The 19354-nt window shown below is 65.8% G+C and carries 23 protein-coding genes; 9 read left to right on the top strand and 14 right to left on the bottom strand.

Annotated features, from left to right (window positions below; all coding sequences use genetic code 11):
- Positions 1–4 precede the first annotated feature (4 nt).
- Positions 5–859: a sulfurtransferase gene (locus AC0J42_RS29230; protein ID WP_473004781.1), complete on the top strand. Its 855-nt coding sequence runs from the start codon at positions 5–7 to the stop codon at positions 857–859.
- On the opposite strand, the gene AC0J42_RS29225 is transcribed toward AC0J42_RS29230, so the two are convergent.
- The 6 genes from AC0J42_RS29225 to AC0J42_RS29200 all read right to left on the bottom strand — a co-directional run bounded on the left by AC0J42_RS29225 (position 832) and on the right by AC0J42_RS29200 (position 6465).
- Complete coding sequence (locus tag AC0J42_RS29225) at positions 832–1692, bottom strand: helix-turn-helix domain-containing protein (protein WP_473004780.1); 861 nt, start codon at positions 1690–1692, stop codon at positions 832–834. The genes AC0J42_RS29230 and AC0J42_RS29225 overlap by 28 nt on opposite strands.
- Positions 1671–2675 carry a hydrolase gene (locus tag AC0J42_RS29220; protein ID WP_416427369.1) on the bottom strand — a complete coding sequence of 335 codons (1005 nt, stop codon included), beginning with the start codon at positions 2673–2675 and terminating at the stop codon, positions 1671–1673. Before AC0J42_RS29220 ends, AC0J42_RS29225 begins: the two co-directional genes overlap by 22 nt.
- A gap of 64 nt (positions 2676–2739) precedes the next feature.
- On the bottom strand, positions 2740–2880 hold the full coding sequence (locus AC0J42_RS29215; RefSeq protein WP_416427368.1) for a hypothetical protein: 141 nt from the start codon (positions 2878–2880) through the stop codon (positions 2740–2742).
- A gap of 189 nt (positions 2881–3069) precedes the next feature.
- Positions 3070–3660, bottom strand: coding sequence for a 16S rRNA (guanine(966)-N(2))-methyltransferase RsmD (rsmD, locus tag AC0J42_RS29210; RefSeq protein WP_416427367.1), 591 nt, complete (start codon positions 3658–3660; stop codon positions 3070–3072).
- A complete protein-coding gene (locus AC0J42_RS29205) occupies positions 3660–5117 on the bottom strand; it encodes a M16 family metallopeptidase (RefSeq protein ID WP_473004779.1) in 1458 nt (485 codons plus the stop codon). Before AC0J42_RS29205 ends, rsmD begins: the two co-directional genes overlap by 1 nt.
- Positions 5110–6465, bottom strand: a complete 1356-nt coding sequence (locus AC0J42_RS29200; RefSeq protein ID WP_473004778.1) for a M16 family metallopeptidase — start codon at positions 6463–6465, stop codon at positions 5110–5112. The genes AC0J42_RS29205 and AC0J42_RS29200 overlap by 8 nt, the downstream gene beginning before the upstream one ends.
- Positions 6466–6697: 232 nt before the next feature.
- On the opposite strand from AC0J42_RS29200, the gene ftsY reads away from it, so the two are divergent.
- The 4 genes from ftsY (at position 6698) to rpoH (ending at position 10909) form a co-directional block, all read left to right on the top strand.
- Positions 6698–8236, top strand: a complete 1539-nt coding sequence (gene ftsY / locus AC0J42_RS29195) for a signal recognition particle-docking protein FtsY (protein ID WP_473004776.1) — start codon at positions 6698–6700, stop codon at positions 8234–8236.
- The gene (gene ftsE, locus AC0J42_RS29190; RefSeq protein ID WP_416427363.1) at positions 8233–8904 is read left to right on the top strand and encodes a cell division ATP-binding protein FtsE; all 672 of its coding nucleotides are present in this window, start codon (positions 8233–8235) and stop codon (positions 8902–8904) included. Before ftsY ends, ftsE begins: the two co-directional genes overlap by 4 nt.
- On the top strand, positions 8901–9926 hold the full coding sequence (gene ftsX, locus AC0J42_RS29185) for a permease-like cell division protein FtsX (RefSeq protein ID WP_416427362.1): 1026 nt from the start codon (positions 8901–8903) through the stop codon (positions 9924–9926). Before ftsE ends, ftsX begins: the two co-directional genes overlap by 4 nt.
- Before the next feature lie 128 nt (positions 9927–10054).
- On the top strand, positions 10055–10909 hold the full coding sequence (gene rpoH, locus AC0J42_RS29180; RefSeq protein ID WP_473004774.1) for an RNA polymerase sigma factor RpoH: 855 nt from the start codon (positions 10055–10057) through the stop codon (positions 10907–10909).
- A gap of 227 nt (positions 10910–11136) precedes the next feature.
- On the opposite strand, the gene mtgA is transcribed toward rpoH, so the two are convergent.
- On the bottom strand, positions 11137–11862 hold the full coding sequence (gene mtgA, locus AC0J42_RS29175; protein ID WP_416427492.1) for a monofunctional biosynthetic peptidoglycan transglycosylase: 726 nt from the start codon (positions 11860–11862) through the stop codon (positions 11137–11139).
- Positions 11863–11931: 69 nt separating this feature from the next.
- Between mtgA and AC0J42_RS29170 the strand changes: the two genes are divergently transcribed.
- From AC0J42_RS29170 to trmB, 4 genes are all read left to right on the top strand, one after another.
- Positions 11932–12309 (top strand): DUF423 domain-containing protein, encoded by a 378-nt coding sequence (locus AC0J42_RS29170; RefSeq protein WP_416427361.1) that lies wholly within the window; start codon positions 11932–11934, stop codon positions 12307–12309.
- A gap of 83 nt (positions 12310–12392) precedes the next feature.
- The gene (gene thiS, locus AC0J42_RS29165; protein ID WP_416427360.1) at positions 12393–12593 is read left to right on the top strand and encodes a sulfur carrier protein ThiS; all 201 of its coding nucleotides are present in this window, start codon (positions 12393–12395) and stop codon (positions 12591–12593) included.
- 46 nt (positions 12594–12639) lie between these two features.
- Entirely contained in the window at positions 12640–13434 is a 795-nt protein-coding gene (locus AC0J42_RS29160; protein ID WP_027980163.1) for a thiazole synthase, read from the top strand.
- 101 nt (positions 13435–13535) lie between these two features.
- On the top strand, positions 13536–14183 hold the full coding sequence (trmB, locus tag AC0J42_RS29155) for a tRNA (guanosine(46)-N7)-methyltransferase TrmB (RefSeq protein WP_416427490.1): 648 nt from the start codon (positions 13536–13538) through the stop codon (positions 14181–14183).
- A gap of 89 nt (positions 14184–14272) precedes the next feature.
- Here the strand turns inward: trmB and AC0J42_RS29150 are convergent, their stop codons facing one another.
- From AC0J42_RS29150 to AC0J42_RS29120, 7 genes are all read right to left on the bottom strand, one after another.
- Complete coding sequence (locus tag AC0J42_RS29150; RefSeq protein WP_416427358.1) at positions 14273–14596, bottom strand: DUF3392 domain-containing protein; 324 nt, start codon at positions 14594–14596, stop codon at positions 14273–14275.
- 9 nt (positions 14597–14605) lie between these two features.
- Positions 14606–15808, bottom strand: coding sequence for a radical SAM family heme chaperone HemW (hemW, locus tag AC0J42_RS29145; protein ID WP_473004772.1), 1203 nt, complete (start codon positions 15806–15808; stop codon positions 14606–14608).
- The gene (rdgB, locus tag AC0J42_RS29140; protein ID WP_473004771.1) at positions 15805–16398 is read right to left on the bottom strand and encodes an RdgB/HAM1 family non-canonical purine NTP pyrophosphatase; all 594 of its coding nucleotides are present in this window, start codon (positions 16396–16398) and stop codon (positions 15805–15807) included. The genes hemW and rdgB overlap by 4 nt, the downstream gene beginning before the upstream one ends.
- On the bottom strand, positions 16395–16832 hold the full coding sequence (locus tag AC0J42_RS29135) for a DUF4426 domain-containing protein (RefSeq protein ID WP_416427354.1): 438 nt from the start codon (positions 16830–16832) through the stop codon (positions 16395–16397). Before AC0J42_RS29135 ends, rdgB begins: the two co-directional genes overlap by 4 nt.
- A 24-nt stretch (positions 16833–16856) precedes the next feature.
- Positions 16857–17477, bottom strand: coding sequence for a methionine biosynthesis protein MetW (gene metW / locus AC0J42_RS29130; protein WP_416427353.1), 621 nt, complete (start codon positions 17475–17477; stop codon positions 16857–16859).
- A gap of 7 nt (positions 17478–17484) precedes the next feature.
- The gene (metX, locus tag AC0J42_RS29125; protein WP_416427352.1) at positions 17485–18624 is read right to left on the bottom strand and encodes a homoserine O-succinyltransferase MetX; all 1140 of its coding nucleotides are present in this window, start codon (positions 18622–18624) and stop codon (positions 17485–17487) included.
- Between the two features lie 132 nt (positions 18625–18756).
- On the bottom strand, positions 18757–19347 hold the full coding sequence (locus AC0J42_RS29120; protein WP_473004770.1) for a YggT family protein: 591 nt from the start codon (positions 19345–19347) through the stop codon (positions 18757–18759).
- Positions 19348–19354 lie beyond the last annotated feature (7 nt).

Raw genomic sequence — 19354 nt, 5'->3', positions numbered from 1 at the left:
TGCCATGCCCATCGCGCAATTGATCACCCCCCAGCAATTGGCTGCTCGCCTCGAGCAACCGGGGCTGGTGGTGCTGGACTGTCGTTTTGCACTGGAAGACCCGGACTACGGCCAGCGCAGCTACGCCGAGGGGCATATCGCCGGGGCGCACTTCGCCGACCTCGAGCGTGACCTGAGCGGCCGCGTGGTCAAGGGCGTGACCGGGCGCCACCCGCTGCCGGAGCCGGGCCGCCTGCTGGAGCGCCTGCAACAGTGGGGCATCAATGCCGACAGCGAGGTGGTGCTGTATGACGACGGCCCCGGCGCCTTCGCCGCGCGTGCCTGGTGGCTGCTGGCCTGGCTGGGCAAACGCAGTGGCGTGGCCATTCTCGACGGTGGCCTGAAGGCCTGGCACGCCGCTGGCCTGCCGCTGAGCCTGGATGCCCCGCACACCACGCCGGGGCACCTGCATGGCAAGCCCGATGCACACTTGGTGGTGACCGCCCGGCAACTGCAGGAGCGCCTGGGCCAGCCCGAACTGACCCTGCTCGATGCCCGCGCGTTGCCGCGTTTTCGTGGCGAAGTGGAGCCCATCGACCCGGTGGCCGGGCATATTCCGGGCGCGCAGTGCGCGGCCTTCACCGACAACCTGGGGCCCGATGGCCGCTTCCTGCCGGCGGACACGCTCAAGCAGCGCTTCGCCGAGAAGCTGGGCGCGCGCCCCGTGGAGTCGCTGGTGGCGTACTGCGGCTCGGGCGTGACTGCCTGCCATAACCTGTTCGCCTTGTGCCTGGCCGGCTACCCCCTGGCGCCGTTGTACGCCGGTTCGTGGAGCGAGTGGATCACCGACGCTCAGCGGCCGCTGGCCAAGGGCGACTGAGCCCCGGCGTCGCGATAGGCCCGCGGCCCCACGCCGTAGACCTTCTTGAATTGCCGGCTCAGGTGGCTCTGGTCGGCAAACCCCAGCTGCGTGGCCACCGCCAGCGGCAGGCAGCCCTCGCGCAGCAGCGCGCGGGCGCGGGCGATGCGTTGCTGCATCAGCCAGGCGTGGGGCGGCAGGCCGGTAGCCTTGCGGAAGCAGCGGGCGAAATGGAAGGGCGACAGGTGCACTGCGGCAGCCAGCGCTTCCAGTGAAGGCGGCTCGGCCAGTTGCATCAGCAGCAGGTCCTTGGCCCGGGCGATGGCCTGGGGCTCGCGCCCGATCCTGGTGGGCACCCGCACCTTGGCGTGGCGGGCGAACAGCGCCAGTACCATCTCCCGCCACAAGGTCTGTTGCTCAAGGGCCTGGCCGTTGTGCTCCAGCAGTTGGTGCAGGCGGTAGAAGCCGCTGACCAGGTCCGGGTCGCGGTACAGGGTCTCGCTGAACGACGGCGTGGCGCCGCTGCTGATGTCCAGTTCCTGCAGCAGGCTTTCCAGGCGCGCGTTCTGTGGGTAAAACGCCCGGTACAGCCAGCCCTGGTCGTGGCCCTTGCTGCCGGTGTGTACCTCGTCGGGGTTGATCAGCACCAGGGTGCCGCTGGGCGCCAGGTGGTCGGCGCCACGGTAGCGATAACGCTGGGCGCCGCTGACGATCATGCCGATGACGAAGCCGTCGTGCACATGGGGCACGAAGCGCTGCTCGATGTAGCGCGCCGACAACAACTCCACCCCGGCCAGCCGTGGCGTTTGCCAGAAGTGGATCGACTCCTGGCTCATGCCAGCGCCGTCAGCCATTGGGGGATGCGACGTTCCAGGTAGTAAGCGGGCTTGCGCAGGCTGCCCTCGACGAAGCCCACGTGGCCGCCGTGCTCGTGCAGCTCGAAGGTGATGCTGGGCGACAGTTCGTTGGCCTGGGGCAGGCTGTGGCGGAACACGAAGGGATCGTCGGCGGCCTGGATGATCAGCGTGGGCGTGGCGATGGCTGCCAGGTAGTAGCCGCTGGACGAGCGCCGATAGTAGTCGTGGGCGTCGGTGAAGCCGTTGAGCGGCGCGGTGACCTTGCCGTCGAAGTCCCAGAAGGTGCGCAGGTTCTTTAGCGGCCCCAGGTTGCTCAGGGTTGCCAGGCCATCGTGCTTGCCTTCGTGCAGGAAGCGCCGCTGCTTGTCCTTCACGTAGGCCAGCATCTCGCGCATGAAGTGCGCCTGGTACACCTTGGAGAAGCCCATGGCGATGCGGTCGGCGCACTGGTCCAGGCGGAAGGGCACCGAGACCGCTACCGCCCCCTGCAGCTCGCTGTTTGCGCCCACTTCGCCCAGGTGCTTGAGCAGGATGTTGGCGCCCAGCGAATAGCCGGCGGCGAACAGCGGCGCCATGGGCCGGCGGCTGCGCAGGTGGGCGATGACCTCCGCCAGGTCCTCGCTGCTGCCCGAGTGATAGCTGCGCGCCAGCAGGTTGGGTTCGCCCGAGCAGCCGCGCCAGTTCAACGCCACGCTGGCCCAGCCCTGGGCCGCCAGCGCACGTTGCAGGCCGACCACGTAGGGCGAGTTCGACGAGCCGGTGAGTCCGTGAAGGACCAGCACCAGGGGGCTGTCGGCGCTGTGCGGGCCATGCCAGTCCAGGTCCATGAAGTCGCCATCGGCCAGCCACAGGCGTTGGCGTTCACGTTGCAGGGGGGGCTGACGGCGCAACACCGGGCCCCAGAGGGTTTGCAAATGCGGGTTGCCCAGCCCCGTGGCGGGGTGGAAAGGCGCAGCAGCCTGCGCGGTAGACGTGTGCACGGGTGTTTCTTCCTCCAGTAACCCGGCTAAGTTGCCACAATCGTCGCCGCCTGTATCGGCCTATTTATTGCCGGATAGCGGCAGGGGTGGCCGGACTACCGTGGGACCATTGTTTGATGCCCGGGGCGCTGGAGCCCAGTGCATGGCCCACGGCCAGGCCAACGCCAAGCACCACGATGAGGATCGAAAGGTGTGGCGTGCTCATGAAATATCGCCTGGAGGCTTTGCTGGCCAGGACGCGTAGCGCATAGGGCTGTGGCTTGGGGAACATCACGGTTGCACCTCGTGATCGATGGATGACGAGGGGCAGGGTCTTGCAAGCGGGGAGGGTGGAGGGGGTACATATATGTAGCCGCTGCCTGCGGCAGCGGCTACGCGGTTGCGAAAGGCAGTATCAGCCGCGCTGCCACAGGGCGTAGTAGACCTGGCCGGCCTTCTTCTCGCGGTGCAGGCGCCAGTTGCCCGGCAGCTCCAGGGTGGAGGGCGGCGTCTCGCTTTCGGTGTACACCCAGGCGTGCTCGCTCAGCCAGCCACGGGTTTCCAGCAGCGCACAGGCGGCGGGCAGCAGGTTCTGGTGGAACGGCGGGTCGAGGAACACCAGGTCGAAGGCGCTGGCCGCCTGGGTTTCCAGGTAGCGCAGGGCGTCGCTTTGCAGCAGCTGGCCGGTGGCGCAGTTGAGCAGGTCGAGGTTGGCCCGCAGGCTGGCGATGGCCTGGGCATTGCTGTCCAGCGCCAGGCCCATGCTGGCGCCACGGGACAGGGCCTCCAGGTACAGGGCGCCGCTGCCGCAGAACGGGTCCAGCACCTTGGCGCCGTTGACGTAGGCCGCCAGCCAGTTGAACAGGGTTTCACGCACCCGGTCCGGCGTGGGGCGCAGGCCCGGGCCGTCGGGGAAGCTCAGCTTGCGGCTGCGCCATTGGCCGCCAATGATGCGCAGCTGGCCCTGGCCGTTGTGTTTCACAGGTTTTGCAGGGGGATGTGCCATTAATGCTCCGGAACGCCCATGGGTTGTTCCTGGGGTTTGTCTGTAGGGGGTGGCAGCGGTTTCTGCGCCACGGTGGGGCCAGCGGTGACAATCACCAGCTTGTCGGCGTCCAGGTGGCGGTTCATGGCGGCCTTGACCTGCTCGATGGTCAGGTCCTGGGACTGCTGCATGAAGTCTTCCAGAAAGCTCAGGGGCAGATTATAGAAGCCAATGGCCCCCAATTGCCCGACGATGCTCGAATTGCTTGCCGTGGACAGCGGGAAGCTGCCGGCCAGCTCGCGCTTGGCGGCATCCAGTTCCTGCTGGGTAGGGCCGGTTTTCAGGTAGTCACGCAGGATGTCCTGCACCAGCTTGAGGGTGCCTTCGCTGAGTTCGGCGCGGGTCTGCAGGCTGATGGAGAACGGCCCGCGGGCCTGCATCGGGGTGAAGCCCGAATAGATACCGTAGGTCAGGCCGCGCTTTTCCCGCACTTCACTCATCAGGCGGGTGCCGAAGGTGCCGCCGCCCAGGATCTGGTTGCCCATGGACAGTGCCGCGTAGTCGGGGTCGTCGCGGGTGATGCCCAGCTCGGCCAGCAGCATGGTGGTCTGCTTGGAGGGGAATTCGAGGTGGGTAAGGCCGGGCTTGGGCGCCTGGGGTTCGGGCATCAGCGCCAGGGCTGGGCCCTTGGGCAGTGCCGACGAGACCTGCTCGGCGATTTTTTCCGCTTCCTCCCGCGACAGGTCGCCGACCAGGGCGATCACCGTGTTGCCAGCCGCGTAGGCGCGGTTGTGGAAGGCGCGCAGCTGCTGGGCGTTGATGGCATTTATGGACTTGGCGTCACCGTCGCTGGGGTGCGCGTACGGATGGTCGCCGTACAGGCGGCTGAACAGCTCGTTGCCCGCCAGCTTGCCGGGGCTCTGCTTCTGGTACTGGAAGCTGGCCAGCAGCTGGTTCTTGATGCGGGCCATGGAGTCGGCAGGGAAGGTCGGCTTGCCCACCACCTCGGCGAACAGTTTCAGCGCCGGCTCGCGTTTGTCGGGCGCGCTGAGGCTGCGCAGCGAGGCGATGGCCATGTCGCGGTAGGCGCCGTTGGCGAAGTCCGCGCCCAAGCCTTCGAAGCCCTGGGCGATGGCCTCGACGTTCTTGCCGGCCACGCCTTCATTGAGCATGGCGTTGGTCAGCAGGCCGATGCCCGGGGTTTTCTGGTCCTGGCTGCTGCCGGCGGCGAAGGTCAGGCGCAGGTCGAACATGGGCAGCTGGTGCGCTTCGACGAACATCACCTTGGAGCCGGCGGCGGTGCGCCAGGTCTGGATGTCCATCAGGCGGTGGCTGGGCGCCTTGCCGTCCAGTTCCTTCAGGGTCTGCAGGTTGTCCAGCGGCGCCGGGGCTTCGGCGGCCAGCGCCTGGCCGGTGACCAGCGCGGCCAGCAGCGCCACGCCCAGCAGGGCGCGGCGGGGTGAGTTGCGCTTATTCATGCGCCGATTCCTCTGGCAGTACGTGGGCGACGCTCAGGCGCGACCGGGTGAAATAGGTACGGGCAGCGTTCTGGATGTCCTGGGGGGTGACGCTCTTGATGTCATCCAGTTCGGTGTCCATCAGCTTCCACGACAGGCCCACGGTTTCCAGCTGGCCAATGGTGGTGGCCTGGCTGCTGATGGAATCGCGCTCATACACCAGCCCGGCGATCACCTGGGCGCGCACGCGCTCGAGTTCCTCGGCGGTGGGCGGCTTGGTCTTGAGCTGGTCCAGCAGGCGCCAGAAACCTTTCTCGACGTCGGCCAGGGTCTTTTTCTTCTGGGTATTGGGCGTGGCCGACAACATGAACAGGCTGTCGCCGCGGGTGAACGGGTTGTAGCTGGCGGAGGCGCCGGTGACCAGTTCCTCGCCGCGCTCCAGCTGGGTGGACAGGCGCGCGCTGTAGCCGCCGTCCAGCAGCGCCGAGATCAGCCGCAGGGCCTGGGCGTCGCGTGGGTTGGCGGCGGTGGCCAGGCCCGGCACGTTGAAGCCGTAGACCACGCTGGGCAGCTCGGTCTTGACGTGCAGGGTGAGCTGCCGCTCGCCAGGCTCGGCCAGCTCCAGCGGGAGCTTGCTGGGCGGCGTGTCGCGCCGGGCTATGCTGCCGAAGAAGCGCTGGGCCAGGGCCTTGACCTGGTCTGGGGTGACGTCGCCGACCACCACCAGGGTGGCGTTGTTGGGCACGTACCAGGCCTTGTACCAGGCGCGCAGCTCGTCGATTTTCATGCGGTCGAGGTCAGCCATCCAGCCGATGGTCGGCGTGTGGTAGCCGCTGGCCGGGTAGGCCATGGCCTTGAACAGCTCGAAGGCCTTGGCGCTGGGCTTGTCGTCGGTGCGCATGCGCCGCTCTTCCTTGATCACCTCGATCTCGCGGCTGAACTCGTCGGCCGGCAGCTTCAAGGTGGCCATGCGGTCGGCTTCAAGCTCCAGGGACACCGGCAGGCGGTCCTTGGCCAGCACCTGGTAGAAGGCGGTGTAGTCGTCGCTGGTGAAGGCGTTCTCCTCGGCGCCCAGGTCGCGCAGCACCCGCGAGGCCTCGCCGGGGCCGAGTTTCTCGCTGCCCTTGAACATCATGTGTTCCAGGGCGTGGGACAGGCCGGTCTGGCCCGGGGTCTCGTAGCTGGAGCCGACCTTGTACCAGATCTGCGAAACCACCACCGGCGCGCGATGGTCTTCGCGCACCACGACCTTCAGGCCGTTGTCGAGGGTGAACTCGGTGGTGGGTTGGGGATCGGCGGCCAAGGCGGCAAATGGCAGACAAACCGAGCTGAGCAGCAGGCCGGCGGCACGGCGGGCTAGAGCATTCATTCGTTTTTTAACCTGTCGGACTGCCCGCTTGGTCTTAGCGTCCACGGGCGAGGAGGTGCTAGGATACTGATCCGGTTACCTGGCGACCATGCCTGGTTGCAGAGAATGGCCTGCGGGCTCTCTACAAAATGTTGCGCATGAACGAGCCGGGAAAAATACAGTCTGTTCTGCGTTATTAGAATTTCCTGAGGCGCCGCTCTGGCGCGTCGCTACCTTGAGATAGCCGTCTTCCATGTTTGGTTCCAACGACGACAAAAAGTCCCCCGAAAAGAAAGGCCTGTTCGGCTGGCTGCGCAAAAAGCCTGCGCAAGAAGCGGTCGAGCAGCCCAAAGCCCCTGAAACCGTCGCCCCCGAGACCATCGTCGAGGTAGCGCCGGAGCCCGTACTGGCACCTGTGCCGCCCGTGGTGGCGCAGCCTGAACCCGTGGCCGCGCCTGCGCCTGCGCCGGTGGTGCTGGAGTTGCCGGTGCCGGAAGAGCCGGTGGCCCTGGTCCCGGACCTGGAACCCCATGCGCCGCCGCCGATCGCCCCGGTCGCCGAGGCGCCGGTGGTTGTGCCGGTCATCGAGCCAGAGCTTGTGCCTGAGCCGGTAGTGGTCGCGCCCGAGCCTGTAGTCGCGCCTTCGGTGCCTGAGCCGGTGGTGGTTGCGCCTGCGCCAACGCCTGAACCAGAGCCAGCCCCAGCGCCGCAACCAGAGCCGGTTGCCTTCGTTGCCCCGGTGGTAGCACCTGCCCCTGAGCCCGTGGTTGCCGCCCCGGCCCCCGTTGCCGCGGTCGAGCCCCAGCTTGCACCTGCCCCGGAGCCAGCCCCGGAGCCAGCCGCCCAGACCGAAGCCGCCAAGGTCGGCTTCTTCGCCCGCCTCAAGCAGGGCCTGGCCAAGACCAGCGCCAGCCTGGGCGAGGGCATGGCCAGCCTGTTCATGGGCAAGAAGGTCATCGACGACGACCTGCTGGAAGAGATCGAGACCCGCCTGCTGACCGCCGACGTCGGCGTCGAGGCCACCTCGGTGATCGTCCAGAGCCTGACCCAGAAGGTGGCGCGCAAGCAGCTGGCCGACAGCGATGCGCTGTACAAGTCGCTGCAGGGCGAGCTGACCGACCTGCTGCGCCCGGTGGAGCAGCCGCTGAAGATCGAGTCGCAGAACAAGCCGTTCGTGATCCTGGTGGTGGGCGTCAACGGCGCCGGCAAGACCACCACCATCGGCAAGCTGGCCAAGAAGCTGCAGCTGGAAGGCAAGAAGGTCATGCTGGCCGCCGGTGACACCTTCCGTGCCGCTGCCGTCGAGCAGTTGCAAGTGTGGGGCGAGCGCAACAAGATCCCGGTCATCGCCCAGCACACTGGCGCCGACTCGGCCTCGGTGATCTTCGACGCCGTGCAAGCCGCCAAGGCCCGTGGCATCGACGTGCTAATCGCCGACACCGCCGGCCGCCTGCACACCAAAGACAACCTGATGGAAGAGCTGAAGAAGGTGCGCCGGGTCATCGGCAAGCTCGACGCCGACGCGCCGCACGAAGTGCTGCTGGTGCTGGACGCCGGCACCGGGCAGAACGCCATCAACCAGGCCAAGCAGTTCAACAACACCGTGGCCCTGACCGGCCTGGCCCTGACCAAGCTCGACGGTACCGCCAAGGGCGGCGTGATCTTCGCCCTGGCCAAGCAGTTCGGCCTGCCTATCCGCTACATCGGCGTGGGCGAAGGCATCGACGACCTGCGTACCTTTGAAGCAGAACCCTTTGTCCAGGCACTGTTTGCCGAGCGGGAGCGTTCATGATTCGTTTCGAACAGGTCGGTAAGCGCTATCCGAACGGGCACGTCGGCTTGCATGAGCTGAGCTTTCGAGTGCGTCGCGGCGAGTTTCTGTTTGTAACCGGGCACTCCGGTGCCGGTAAAAGTACCCTGTTGCGCCTGCTGCTGGCGATGGAACGGCCCACCTCCGGCAAGCTGCTGCTGGCCGGCCAGGATCTGGGCCAGATCAGCAACTCGCAGATCCCGTTCCTGCGCCGCCAGATCGGCGTGGTGTTCCAGAACCACCAGTTGCTGTTCGACCGCACGGTGTTCAACAACATTGCCCTGCCGCTGCAGATCCTCGGGCTGTCCAAGCCCGAGATCGCCAAGCGCGTGGACTCGGCGCTCGAACGCGTGTCGCTGTCCGACAAGGGCGAGCTCTACCCGGGCGACCTGTCCACCGGCCAGCAACAGCGCGTCGGTATCGCCCGGGCCATCGTTCACCGCCCGGCCTTGCTGCTGGCGGACGAACCCACCGGTAACCTCGACCCACGGCTGGCAGCGGAAATCATGGGTGTATTCGAAGACATCAACCGGCTGGGCACCAGCGTGCTGATCGCCAGCCACGACCTGGCGCTGATCGCGCGCATGCGCCACCGCATGCTGACCCTGCAGCGCGGCCGCCTGATCGGCGACGGGGAGGCAGCAGAATGAGCTCCACCCGCAGCCCCAAGGTCACCGACCGCGTAGCCCCCAAGGCCGCCGAGCCGCCACCGTCGAAGCAGCAGAAGCAGCAGGAAGACGACGGCCCGGACTTCGCCACCCTGTTCAAGGCGTGGGTGGAAAGCCACCGCGCCAGCCTCAAGGACAGCCTCAAGCGCCTGGGCAAGCAGCCTATCGGCAGCTTCTTCACCTGCCTGGTAATGGCCGTGGCCCTTAGCCTGCCCATGGGCCTGTCGCTGCTGCTCAAGAACGTCGAGCGCCTGGGCGGCTCGTGGCAGCGTGCGGCGCAGATCTCCCTGTACCTGGACATGAACGCCAGCAACCGCGACGGCGACGCCCTGGTCACCCAGATCAAGGGCCTGAACGGCGTGGCCGATGCCGAGTTCATCAGCAAGGACAAGGCCCTCACCGAGTTCCAGCAGCAGTCGGGCCTGGGCGAGGCGCTCAAGGAACTGCCCGACAACCCGCTGCCGGGCGTAGTGGTGGTGACTCCGCTGGAAATCGACAAGGCCGCGCTCGAGGCCCTGCGCTCGCAACTCGCCGACCTGCCCAAGGTGCAACAGGCGCAGCTTGACCTTGTGTGGGTGGAGCGCCTGGCGGCCATCCTCAAGCTGGGCGACCGCTTCGTCTTCGGCCTGACCGTGCTGCTGGTGTCGGCGCTGCTGCTGGTGGTGGGCAATACCATTCGTCTGCACATCGAGAACCGCCGCACGGAAATCGAGGTCATCAAGTTGGTGGGCGGCACAGACGCCTACGTGCGTAGGCCGTTTCTCTACATGGGGGCGATTTATGGCTTGGGCGGCGGCGTTTTTGCCTGGGGCGTGCTGGCTTTCGGCCTGGATTGGCTGAATGACGCCGTGGTAGGGCTTTCCGGGCTGTATGGCAGTGATTTTGCCTTGGCCGGTGTTCCGTCGTCCGATGGTCTGTCGCTCTTGCTAGGCGCCTTGTTGTTGGGGTATATCGGTGCGTGGATTGCGGTAGCCCGCCATTTGCGAGAGCTCGCTCCTCGGTAATATTTTGAAATATTTCGTGTGCCAGCATTGACCTTTGGTGAAATTAACTTTAGGGAACTTGTTTAGCGGTTCCCGGTCTATGCGTCTGTGCTTTAATGCACAAATTCGTGAGTCGGAGGTTTTTTCGTATGACCACTTCTTTGCAACCTGCGTATGCCTTGGTCCCGGGTCAGAACCTGGAAGCCTATGTGCACACGGTGAACAGCATTCCATTGCTGACGCCGGAGCAGGAGCGTGAACTGGCCGAGAGTCTCTACTATGAGCAGGATCTTGGGGCGGCTCGGCAGATGGTGCTCGCCCACCTGCGTTTCGTCGTGCACATCGCACGCAGCTATTCGGGGTACGGCCTGGCACAGGCCGACCTGATCCAGGAAGGTAACGTCGGCCTGATGAAGGCCGTGAAGCGCTTCAACCCGGAAATGGGCGTACGCCTGGTGTCCTTTGCCGTGCACTGGATCAAGGCGGAAATCCACGAGTTCATCCTGCGCAACTGGCGCATCGTCAAGGTGGCTACCACCAAGGCCCAGCGCAAGTTGTTCTTCAACCTGCGCAGCCAGAAGAAGCGCCTGGCCTGGTTGAACAACGAGGAAGTCCACCGCGTGGCCGAAAGCCTGGGCGTGGAGCCGCGTGAAGTGCGCGAGATGGAAAGCCGCCTGACCGGCCATGACATGGCCTTCGACCCGGCCGCGGAAGCGGACGACGACAGCGCCTTCCAGTCGCCGGCCAACTACCTGGAAGACCACCGCTACGATCCGGCGCGTCAGCTGGAGGATGCCGACTGGAGCGACAACTCCAACAGCAACCTGCACGAGGCCCTGGAAGTGCTGGACGACCGCAGCCGTGACATCCTCTACCAGCGCTGGCTGGCCGAGGAAAAGGCCACGCTGCACGAGCTGGCCGAGAAGTACAACGTGTCGGCGGAGCGTATCCGCCAGCTCGAAAAGAGCGCGATGAACAAGCTGAAGATCTCGATCGCAGCCTGATTCACCCGCTGAACCAAAAAGCCCCGGCCATGTGCCGGGGCTTTTTTTGTGGGCGAAGATGACGCGGCCTGGCGGCCGCTGCTACGGATCGCGTCTTGTAGCAGCAACTGTCTTGTGGGAGCTGGCTTGCCAGCGAGCTTTTATGGCCCCAACAGCTCGCTGGCAAGCCAGCTCCCACAGGATGTAACAGCGGCGGGGCGGCCATCCGCCAAAGGCCGCGTCCGCGGTCACATCGCCCAAGGCGTAGCACTGCGCGAATGGTTGAGGTCGGTCAGGTAGGCCGAACCGCCCAGCTGCCCCATCTGCGTGCGAATCCAGCCGGCGCGGCGGGCCACGTAGGTGCTCGGGTGGCTGGCGCTCCACACGCGCGGGTTGGGCAGCACGGCGGCCAGCAGGCTGGCCTGCTGGGTGGACAGGCTGCCGGCGCCGACGCCGAAGTGGTGGCGGGCAGCCGCCTCGGCACCGAATACGCCGTCGTCCCATTCCACGCTGTTGAGGTACACCTCGAGAATCCGCTGCTTGGACCAGAACGTCTCGATCAGCGCGGTGAACCAGGCCTCCAGCGCCTTGCGGAAGTAGCTGCGGCCCGACCACAGGAACAGGTTCTTCGACACCTGCTGGCTGAGGGTGCTGGCGCCGCGAATGGAGCCACCTCGCTCGTTGTGCAGGAAGGCCGCCTGCATGGCGTCGAAATCAAAGCCCCAGTGCTGGGCGAAGCGCTGGTCTTCGCCGGCGATGACGGCGATTTTCAGCGAGTCGGAGATTTCGTCGTAGGAGCGCCAGCTGCGCTGCAGGTCGATGGGCTCGCCATCCGTCCAGGACTCGACCTTGCGCTCCACCATCAGCATGGTCCCGGGCGGCGGCACGAAGCGAAACAGCACCACCAGCAGGACGCTGCCGACGACGAACCAGATCGCCACTTTACGCAGCAGGGTGAACACGGAATTGAGCATGGATGACTTGGCCGGGCGCATTGAGCGGGCCATTATACAGACCCTGTGCCAACGAACCGGAGTTCCTGGATGCTGCGACAATTTCTCATGCTGGCTGCCTTTTTCGGATTCACCGGGGTAGGGCTAGGCGCGTTCGCCGCCCATGGCCTCAAGGATCGTTTGAGCAGCGACTACCTGGCGGTGTTCCACACCGGGGTCAACTATCAACTCATTCACGCCCTGGCGCTGCTGGCCGTGGCCGTGCTCAGCGTGCAGGTGCCCAGCCGCCTGGTGAACGCCGCCGGGGTGATGTTCTGCATCGGTATCGTGCTGTTCTCCGGCAGCCTCTACCTGCTGACGCTCAGCGGCGTGCGCGTGTTCGGCGTGATCACCCCATTCGGTGGCCTGGCATTCCTGGTCGGCTGGGCCTGCCTGGGCATGGCTGCCTGGAACCTGGGCAAGGCGTGAGACGAATGGGCCGCGTTTGTGTTGGTCGCCAGCGGCGAACGGGCTAGAATGCCAGCCCCTTTGAAATGATGGCTGCTGCCTGCATGCACATTCAGTTGAACGGTGAATCCTTTGAATTGCCCGACGGCGAGACCGTCGCGGCGCTGTTGACCCGCCTGGAGCTGACCGGCCGCCGGGTCGCGGTGGAACTGAACCTGGATATCGTGCCGCGCAGCCAGCACGAAGCCACTGCCCTGCGCGAAGGCGACCAGGTCGAAGTGGTGCACGCCATCGGTGGCGGCTGACTGCCGCCGCCTTCCACCGCCCCTTCAACCCCCGAGAGGAACGACGATGAGCAATCCGCGTACCGACAAGCCCTTCATCCTGGCTGGCCGCACCTTCGAATCGCGTCTGCTGGTAGGCACCGGCAAGTACCGCGACCTGGAAGAAACCCGCCTGGCCATCGAAGCCTCGGGGGCCGAGATCGTCACCGTGGCGGTGCGCCGCACCAACATCGGCCAGAACCCTGGCGAGCCAAACCTGCTGGACGTGCTGCCGCCGGACCGCTACACCATCCTGCCGAACACCGCCGGCTGCTACGACGCCGTGGAAGCGGTGCGCACCTGCCGCCTGGCCCGTGAGCTGCTCGACGGCCACAACCTGGTGAAGCTGGAAGTGCTGGCCGACCAGAAAACCCTGTTCCCCAACGTGATTGAAACCATCAAGGCCGCCGAAGTGCTGGTCAAGGACGGTTTCGACGTGATGGTGTACACCAGCGATGACCCGATCATCGCCCGCCAGCTGGCCGAGATCGGCTGCATCGCCGTGATGCCGCTGGCCGGCCTGATCGGCACCGGCCTGGGCATCTGCAACCCCTACAACCTGCAGATCATCCTGGAAGAAGCCAAGGTGCCGGTACTGGTCGACGCCGGCGTGGGCACCGCCTCCGACGCCACCATCGCCATGGAACTGGGCTGCGAGGCCGTGTTGATGAACTCGGCCATCGCCCACGCCCAGGACCCGATCATGATGGCCGGTGCCATGAAGCACGCCATCGTCGCCGGGCGCATGGCCTACCTGGCCGGCCGCATGCCGAAAAAACTCTATGCCAGCGCATCTTCGCCGCTGGATGGTCTGATCAAGTAAGAGCCACCATGACTGAACCGCAAGATACCCCGACCCCGGAAAACGACGACGTGCAGGGCGAGGGCGAGCAGCGCCAACACCGCGCCATCAAGAGCTTCGTGATGCGCGCCGGGCGCATGACCGAAGGCCAGCAGCGTGGCCTGGACCAGGGCGCGCCACTGTTCGTGCTGCCCCTGGCCGACGCGCCGGTGGACTACGACCAGGTGTTTGGCCGCAGTGCCCCGCGCACCGTGGAAATCGGCTTCGGCATGGGCCACTCGCTGCTGGAAATGGCCGCTGCGGCGCCCGACCAGGACTTCATCGGCATTGAAGTACACCGTCCGGGCGTGGGTGCACTGCTCAACGGCGTGCTCACCCAGGGCCTGAAGAACCTGCGCGTGTACGACACCGACGCCATCGAAGTGCTCAAGCGCTGCATCGCCGACAACAGCCTGGACCGCCTGATGCTGTTCTTCCCGGACCCATGGCACAAGAGCCGCCACCACAAGCGCCGCATCGTGCAGCCGGCGTTCGCCGAACTGGTACGCAGCAAGCTGAAGGTAGGGGGTGTGCTGCACATGGCCACCGACTGGGAGCCCTATGCCGAGTACATGCTGGAAGTGATGAACGTGGCGCCTGGGTATCGCAACCTGGCCGAAGACGGCAAGTGCGTGCCACGCCCGGCCGAGCGGCCGATCACCAAGTTCGAGCGCCGCGGTGAGCGCCTGGGCCATGGTGTGTGGGACCTGAAGTTCGAAAAGCTCGACTGATACCCCCCGTAGCAGCGGCCACAGGCCGCGTCCGGCATCAACTCGGTGTTGCGTCGGACGCGGCCTGGGGCCGCTGCTACGGGGTTTGGTTATTTGCGGTCGGCGACTACGCCCAGTATCACCAGCACCACCAACAGCACCGGCGCCAGGCTGTAGTTGTTGAACTGGCTCAACCCCTTCACCACCCACGGCGTGGCATAGATCAGCGCCGCGCCGCTGCCGATGCAGCACACCAGCGCCATCACCGGTACGCGCAATGCGCCGGCGATACCCCCCAGGCGGGCGTCCAGCCAGGCCTTGATGTCCGCACCGAACAGCACCAGCAGGCAGCCCACCAGCGCCAGGGCGATTTCCGACAGGTTGCCACGGCTCCAGCGGGACGCCGTAGCCAACAGGTTCAACACTAATTCCATGGTCAATCCTTAGGTCAAGAAGTACTGCAGCAGGTCGTTGAGGAACAGCTGGCCTTGGGGCGTGGCGACCAGGCGCGACGGTTCGACCTGCAAAAGGCCTTTTTGTTCGGCCTGCCGGCGCCCCTCGTCCAGGCTTTCCAGGGTCAGGCCGGTGCGTTGCGGGTACAGCTGCGCTTCCACGCCGGCAGTCAGGCGCAGGGCGTTCATCAGGAACTCGAACGGCAGCTCATCCAGCGCCAGCAGCTTCTCGCCGGCCTGGAACGGCTTGGCCGGGTTCAGGTAGTCCTTGGGCAGCCGGGTCTTCCAGGTGCGCACGATGCGCCCGTCCGGGTGGCTGAGCTTGCCGTGGGCACCGGCGCCGATGCCGATGAAATCACCGAAGCTCCAGTAGTTCAGGTTGTGCCGCGCGGCCTTGCCCGGCTGGGCGTAGGCCGACACTTCATACTGGCCGTAACCGTGCTCGGCCAGCAGTGCCTGGCCGGCTTCCTGGATGTCCCACAGGGTATCGTCCTCGGGCAGCACCGGCGGCTGGTTCCAGAACACCGTGTTGGGCTCCAGGGTCAGCTGGTACCAGGACAGGTGCGTGGGTTTCAGCGCGATGGCCTGGCGCAGGTCGTCCAGCGCTTCTTCCAGGGACTGGTCGGGCAGGCCGTGCATCAGGTCCAGGTTGAAGTTGTCGAACCCGGCCTGGCGCGCCATGTCGGCAGCGCGGATGGCCTCGTCGCCGTTGTGGATGCGCCCCAGGGCTTCCAGCTTGCTGGCCTGGAAGCTCTGGATGCCGATGGACAGGCGGTTGATACCCAGCTGCCGGTAGGCGCGGAATTTCTCCTGCTCGAAGGTGCCCGGGTTGGCTTCCAGGGTGATCTCGATGTCGGGCGCGAACGGAATGCGCTGCTCCACGCCTTCCAGCAGCCGCCCCAGCGCCTTGGCGCTGAACAGGCTGGGCGTGCCACCACCGAAGAAGATCGAGCTCAGGGGGCGCCCGTAGGCGGCCGGCAGGTCGATGTCCAGGTCGGCCAGCAGCGCGTCCACGTACTCTTCTTCCGGCAGCTCCGGGCTGGCAGCGTGGGAGTTGAAGTCGCAGTACGGGCATTTGCGCACGCACCACGGGATATGGATGTACAGGGCCAGGGGCGGCAGCACGGGCAACGGCGCCCGCGGTGCTACCGAGGAAAAACCATCCTCACCGGCAAACAGCGTGGTGGTGGTCATGCAAGGCCCAGGCGTTGACGCAGGATGGCCATGGCGCGGGCGCGGTGGCTCAGCTGGTTTTTTTCCACCGGGCTCAGCTCGGCGCTCGAGCAGTCGCGCTCGGGCACCCAGAACAGCGGGTCGTAGCCAAAGCCGTGGTCGCCGCTGGCGGCGTGCAGGATGCGCCCGTGCCACAGGCCTTCGCACAAAATCGGCAGCGGGTCATCGGCGTGGCGCACCAGGGCCAGCACGCAGACGAACTGCGCGCCGCGCTCGGCGTCCGGCACCTCCTTCAGGGCGTCCAGCAGCTTGGCGTTGTTGGCCGCGTCGCCCTGGCCGTCGGCGTAGCGCGCCGAGTAGATGCCTGGCGCACCGCCGAGGAAGTCCACCGCCAGGCCCGAGTCGTCGGCCAGGGCTGGCAGGCCGGACAGGCGCGAGGCGTTGCGGGCCTTGAGGATGGCGTTCTCGACGAACGACAGGCCGGTCTCTTCCGGCTCTACCTGGCTGAATTCGCCCACCGAGCGCAGCTGCACGCTGCCGCCCAGCATGGCCTGGAGTTCCTTGAGTTTGCCGGCGTTGTGGCTGGCCAGCACGAGTTGCGTGAAGTTCATGAGTCGCCCGGGAAGAGTTCTTGGTCGAAGGTCAGGCGGTGTTCGTCACCGGCCGCCTTGACGCTCAGGTCAAAGGTATAGGTCGCGTCCTGCGGAATCTGGAACTGTGTAACGTAGGACACGGCGCCCTGTTCGGTTACCTGGGTGAAGGTCAGCTGCTCTTTCTTGCCGCCCGGCCCGCTGACGGTGCCGCTGATGGCGGCGGGGAAGGACTTGCCGGCCTTTTCCAGTGCCACGTTGAGCACGCCCAGGTTTTTGCCGCGCAGCAGCCCTGCAGCCTTGGCGATGCCCGGCTGGAGGATGCTGGAGGTGATCGCATTGTAATGCACCGTCAGCTCGCCGAACTGTTCCTGGCGGTTGTCCCTGGCCGCATCGGCGGCGAAGGCCGGCAGGGCGAGGCAGCAGGTAAGCAGGAGCAGGGCGAGCTGGCGCATGATCGATCTCCGTGGGTGGGCAGGTCACACCGCCAGGCGATGCTCCTGCAGGCCCGGGCTGTTGACCCGGTAGATGCCGATTTCACCCAACAGATTAGGCCACAGTTTGCTCGCCCAGCCATGCCTGTGCTGGTGGTCTACCGCCAGACGGTCGAGGACCTGGGCGCTGCGCTCGCGGCACAGCTCCTCGAAGTCCTCGAAGGTGCAGAAGTGGATGTTCGGCGTGTTGTACCAGGTATACGGCAGGAATTCCGACACCGGCATGCGGCCGTTGCGGGCCAGGTACCAGCGGCAGCGCCAGTGGCCGAAGTTGGGGAAGGTGATGATGCACTGGCGGCCCACGCGCAGCATCTCGTCGAGGATGCGGTCGGGGTATTCCACGGCCTGCAGCGCCTGCGTCATCACCACCACGTCGAAGCTGTTGCTGGCGAAGTTGCCCAGGCCCTTGTCCAGGTCCTGCTCGATGACGTTGATGCCCTTGCGCACGCACTCGTTGATGTTGGCGGCGTCGATTTCCAGGCCGTAGCCGGTCACCTGCTTGTTGTCGCGCAGCCAGGCCAGCAGTTCACCGTCGCCGCAACCGAGGTCGAGCACGCGGCTGCCGGCCGGAATCCAGTCCTGGATGATTTCAAGATCGGCTCTCATGGCTTCCTCAGATCGCAATTCGGTTCATGTAGCGGGTGAAGGCCTGCAGGTAGCGCGGGATCGGGATCAGGAAGGCGTCATGGCCTTGCGGGGCGTCGATCTCCAGGTAGCAGACGTTCTTGCGCGCGGCCATCAGCGCGTCGACGATCTCCCGCGAACGGGCCGGGGAGAAGCGCCAGTCGGTGGTGAACGACATCACGCAGAAATCGGCCGTGGCGTGCTTGAAGGTCTCGGCCAGGTCGTCGCCGTGCTGGGCGGCCGGGTCGAAGTAGTCCAGCGCCTTGGTCATCAGCAGGTAGGTGTTGGCGTCGAAACGCCCGGAGAACTCTTCGCCCTGGTAGCGCAGGTAGCTTTCCACCTGGAATTCCACGCTGTGGAAGTCGTAGTTGAGCTTCTCGCTCTTCAGGCCCCGGCCGAATTTCTCGCCCATGGAGTCGTCCGACAGGTAGGTGATGTGGCCCACCATGCGCGCCAGCATCAGCCCGCGCTTGGGGATGACCCCGGCTTCCTGGAACGAACCGCCGTGGAACTCGGGGTCGGTGAGGATGGCCTGGCGCGCCACTTCGTTGAAGGCGATGTTCTGCGCCGACAGCTTGGGCGCCGAGGCGATGGCCACGCAATGGCGCACGCGGTCGGGGTAGGTGATGGTCCACTGCTGGGCCTGCATGCCGCCCAGGCTGCCACCGACTACGGCGGCCCACTGGTGGATGCCCAGGTAGTCGGCCAGGCGCGCCTGGCTGTGCACCCAGTCTTCCACGGTCAGCACCGGGAAATCGGCGCCAAACGGCTTGCCGGTGTCCGGGTTGATGCTGCTGGGGCCGGTGGAGCCGTTGCAACCGCCGAGGTTGTTGAGGCTCACCACGAAGAACTTGTTGGTGTCGATCGGCTTGCCGGGGCCGATGCAGCTGTCCCACCAGCCGGGCTTGCGGTCAGCGGCCGAGTGGTAGCCGGCGGCATGATGGTGCCCCGACAGCGCGTGGCAGATGAGGATCGCGTTGCTGGCGGCGGCGTTGAGCTGGCCGTAGGTTTCGTAGATGAGGTCGTAGGCGTTCAGCGCGCGGCCACAGGCAAGGGCCAGGGGTTCGCTGAAGTGGGCTATTTGCGGTGTGACTAAACCGACGGAATCTTCGGGGAAGACAGTGGACATCGACCCTGCTCTCGCATAAATGAGGCGTAAGTCTAAAGACCCCCGCACCCAGCGGCAAGCGGCGCCGGTGACGCGGCCTGCGGCCGCTGCTACAAGGCCTGTAGCAGCGGCCAAAGGCCGCGTCCCAACGGGTCAGATCAGCATACGCAGGATGCTTGGCATCATGGTCATGGCGGCGAGGTTGTTGATCACCAGCATGTCCAGCAGCTTGAGCACCATGAACGCCAGGATCGGCGAGATGTCCAGGCCGCCCAGGTTGGGCAGGATGCGGCGGAACGGCGCCAGGGCCGGTTCGCAGATCTGGTTGACCAGCTCGGCGCCCGGGTTGTGGCTGCCCGGCGCAACCCACGAGAGGATCACGCTGATGATCAGGGCGTAGAAGAAGATCTTCAGGAACAGCGCGGTGACGCCAATGATCGACCAGATCAGCAGCTGCAGCGGGTTGCCGGTGGTGCCGTAGGCCAGCAGCAGCGTCAGGCCCATGACGATCAGCTGGATAACGATGGCCAGCAGCAGCGACGACATGTCCAGCCCGAACAGGCTGGGCACGATGCGGCGGATAGGCTTGAGCAGCGGCTGGGTGGCGCGCACCGCGAACTGGCTCAGCGGGTTGTAGAAGTCGGCGCGCACCAGTTGCAGCACGAAGCGCAACAGCACGATCAGCAGGTACAGGCTGCCGACGGTTTGAATGATGTAGATACCTGCGGTGTTCAATCCGATCATGTCGGCT

Source organism: Pseudomonas sp. Tav-5-1A, assembly GCF_055755055.1.
This window is presented reverse-complemented; position numbering and strand designations above follow the sequence as displayed.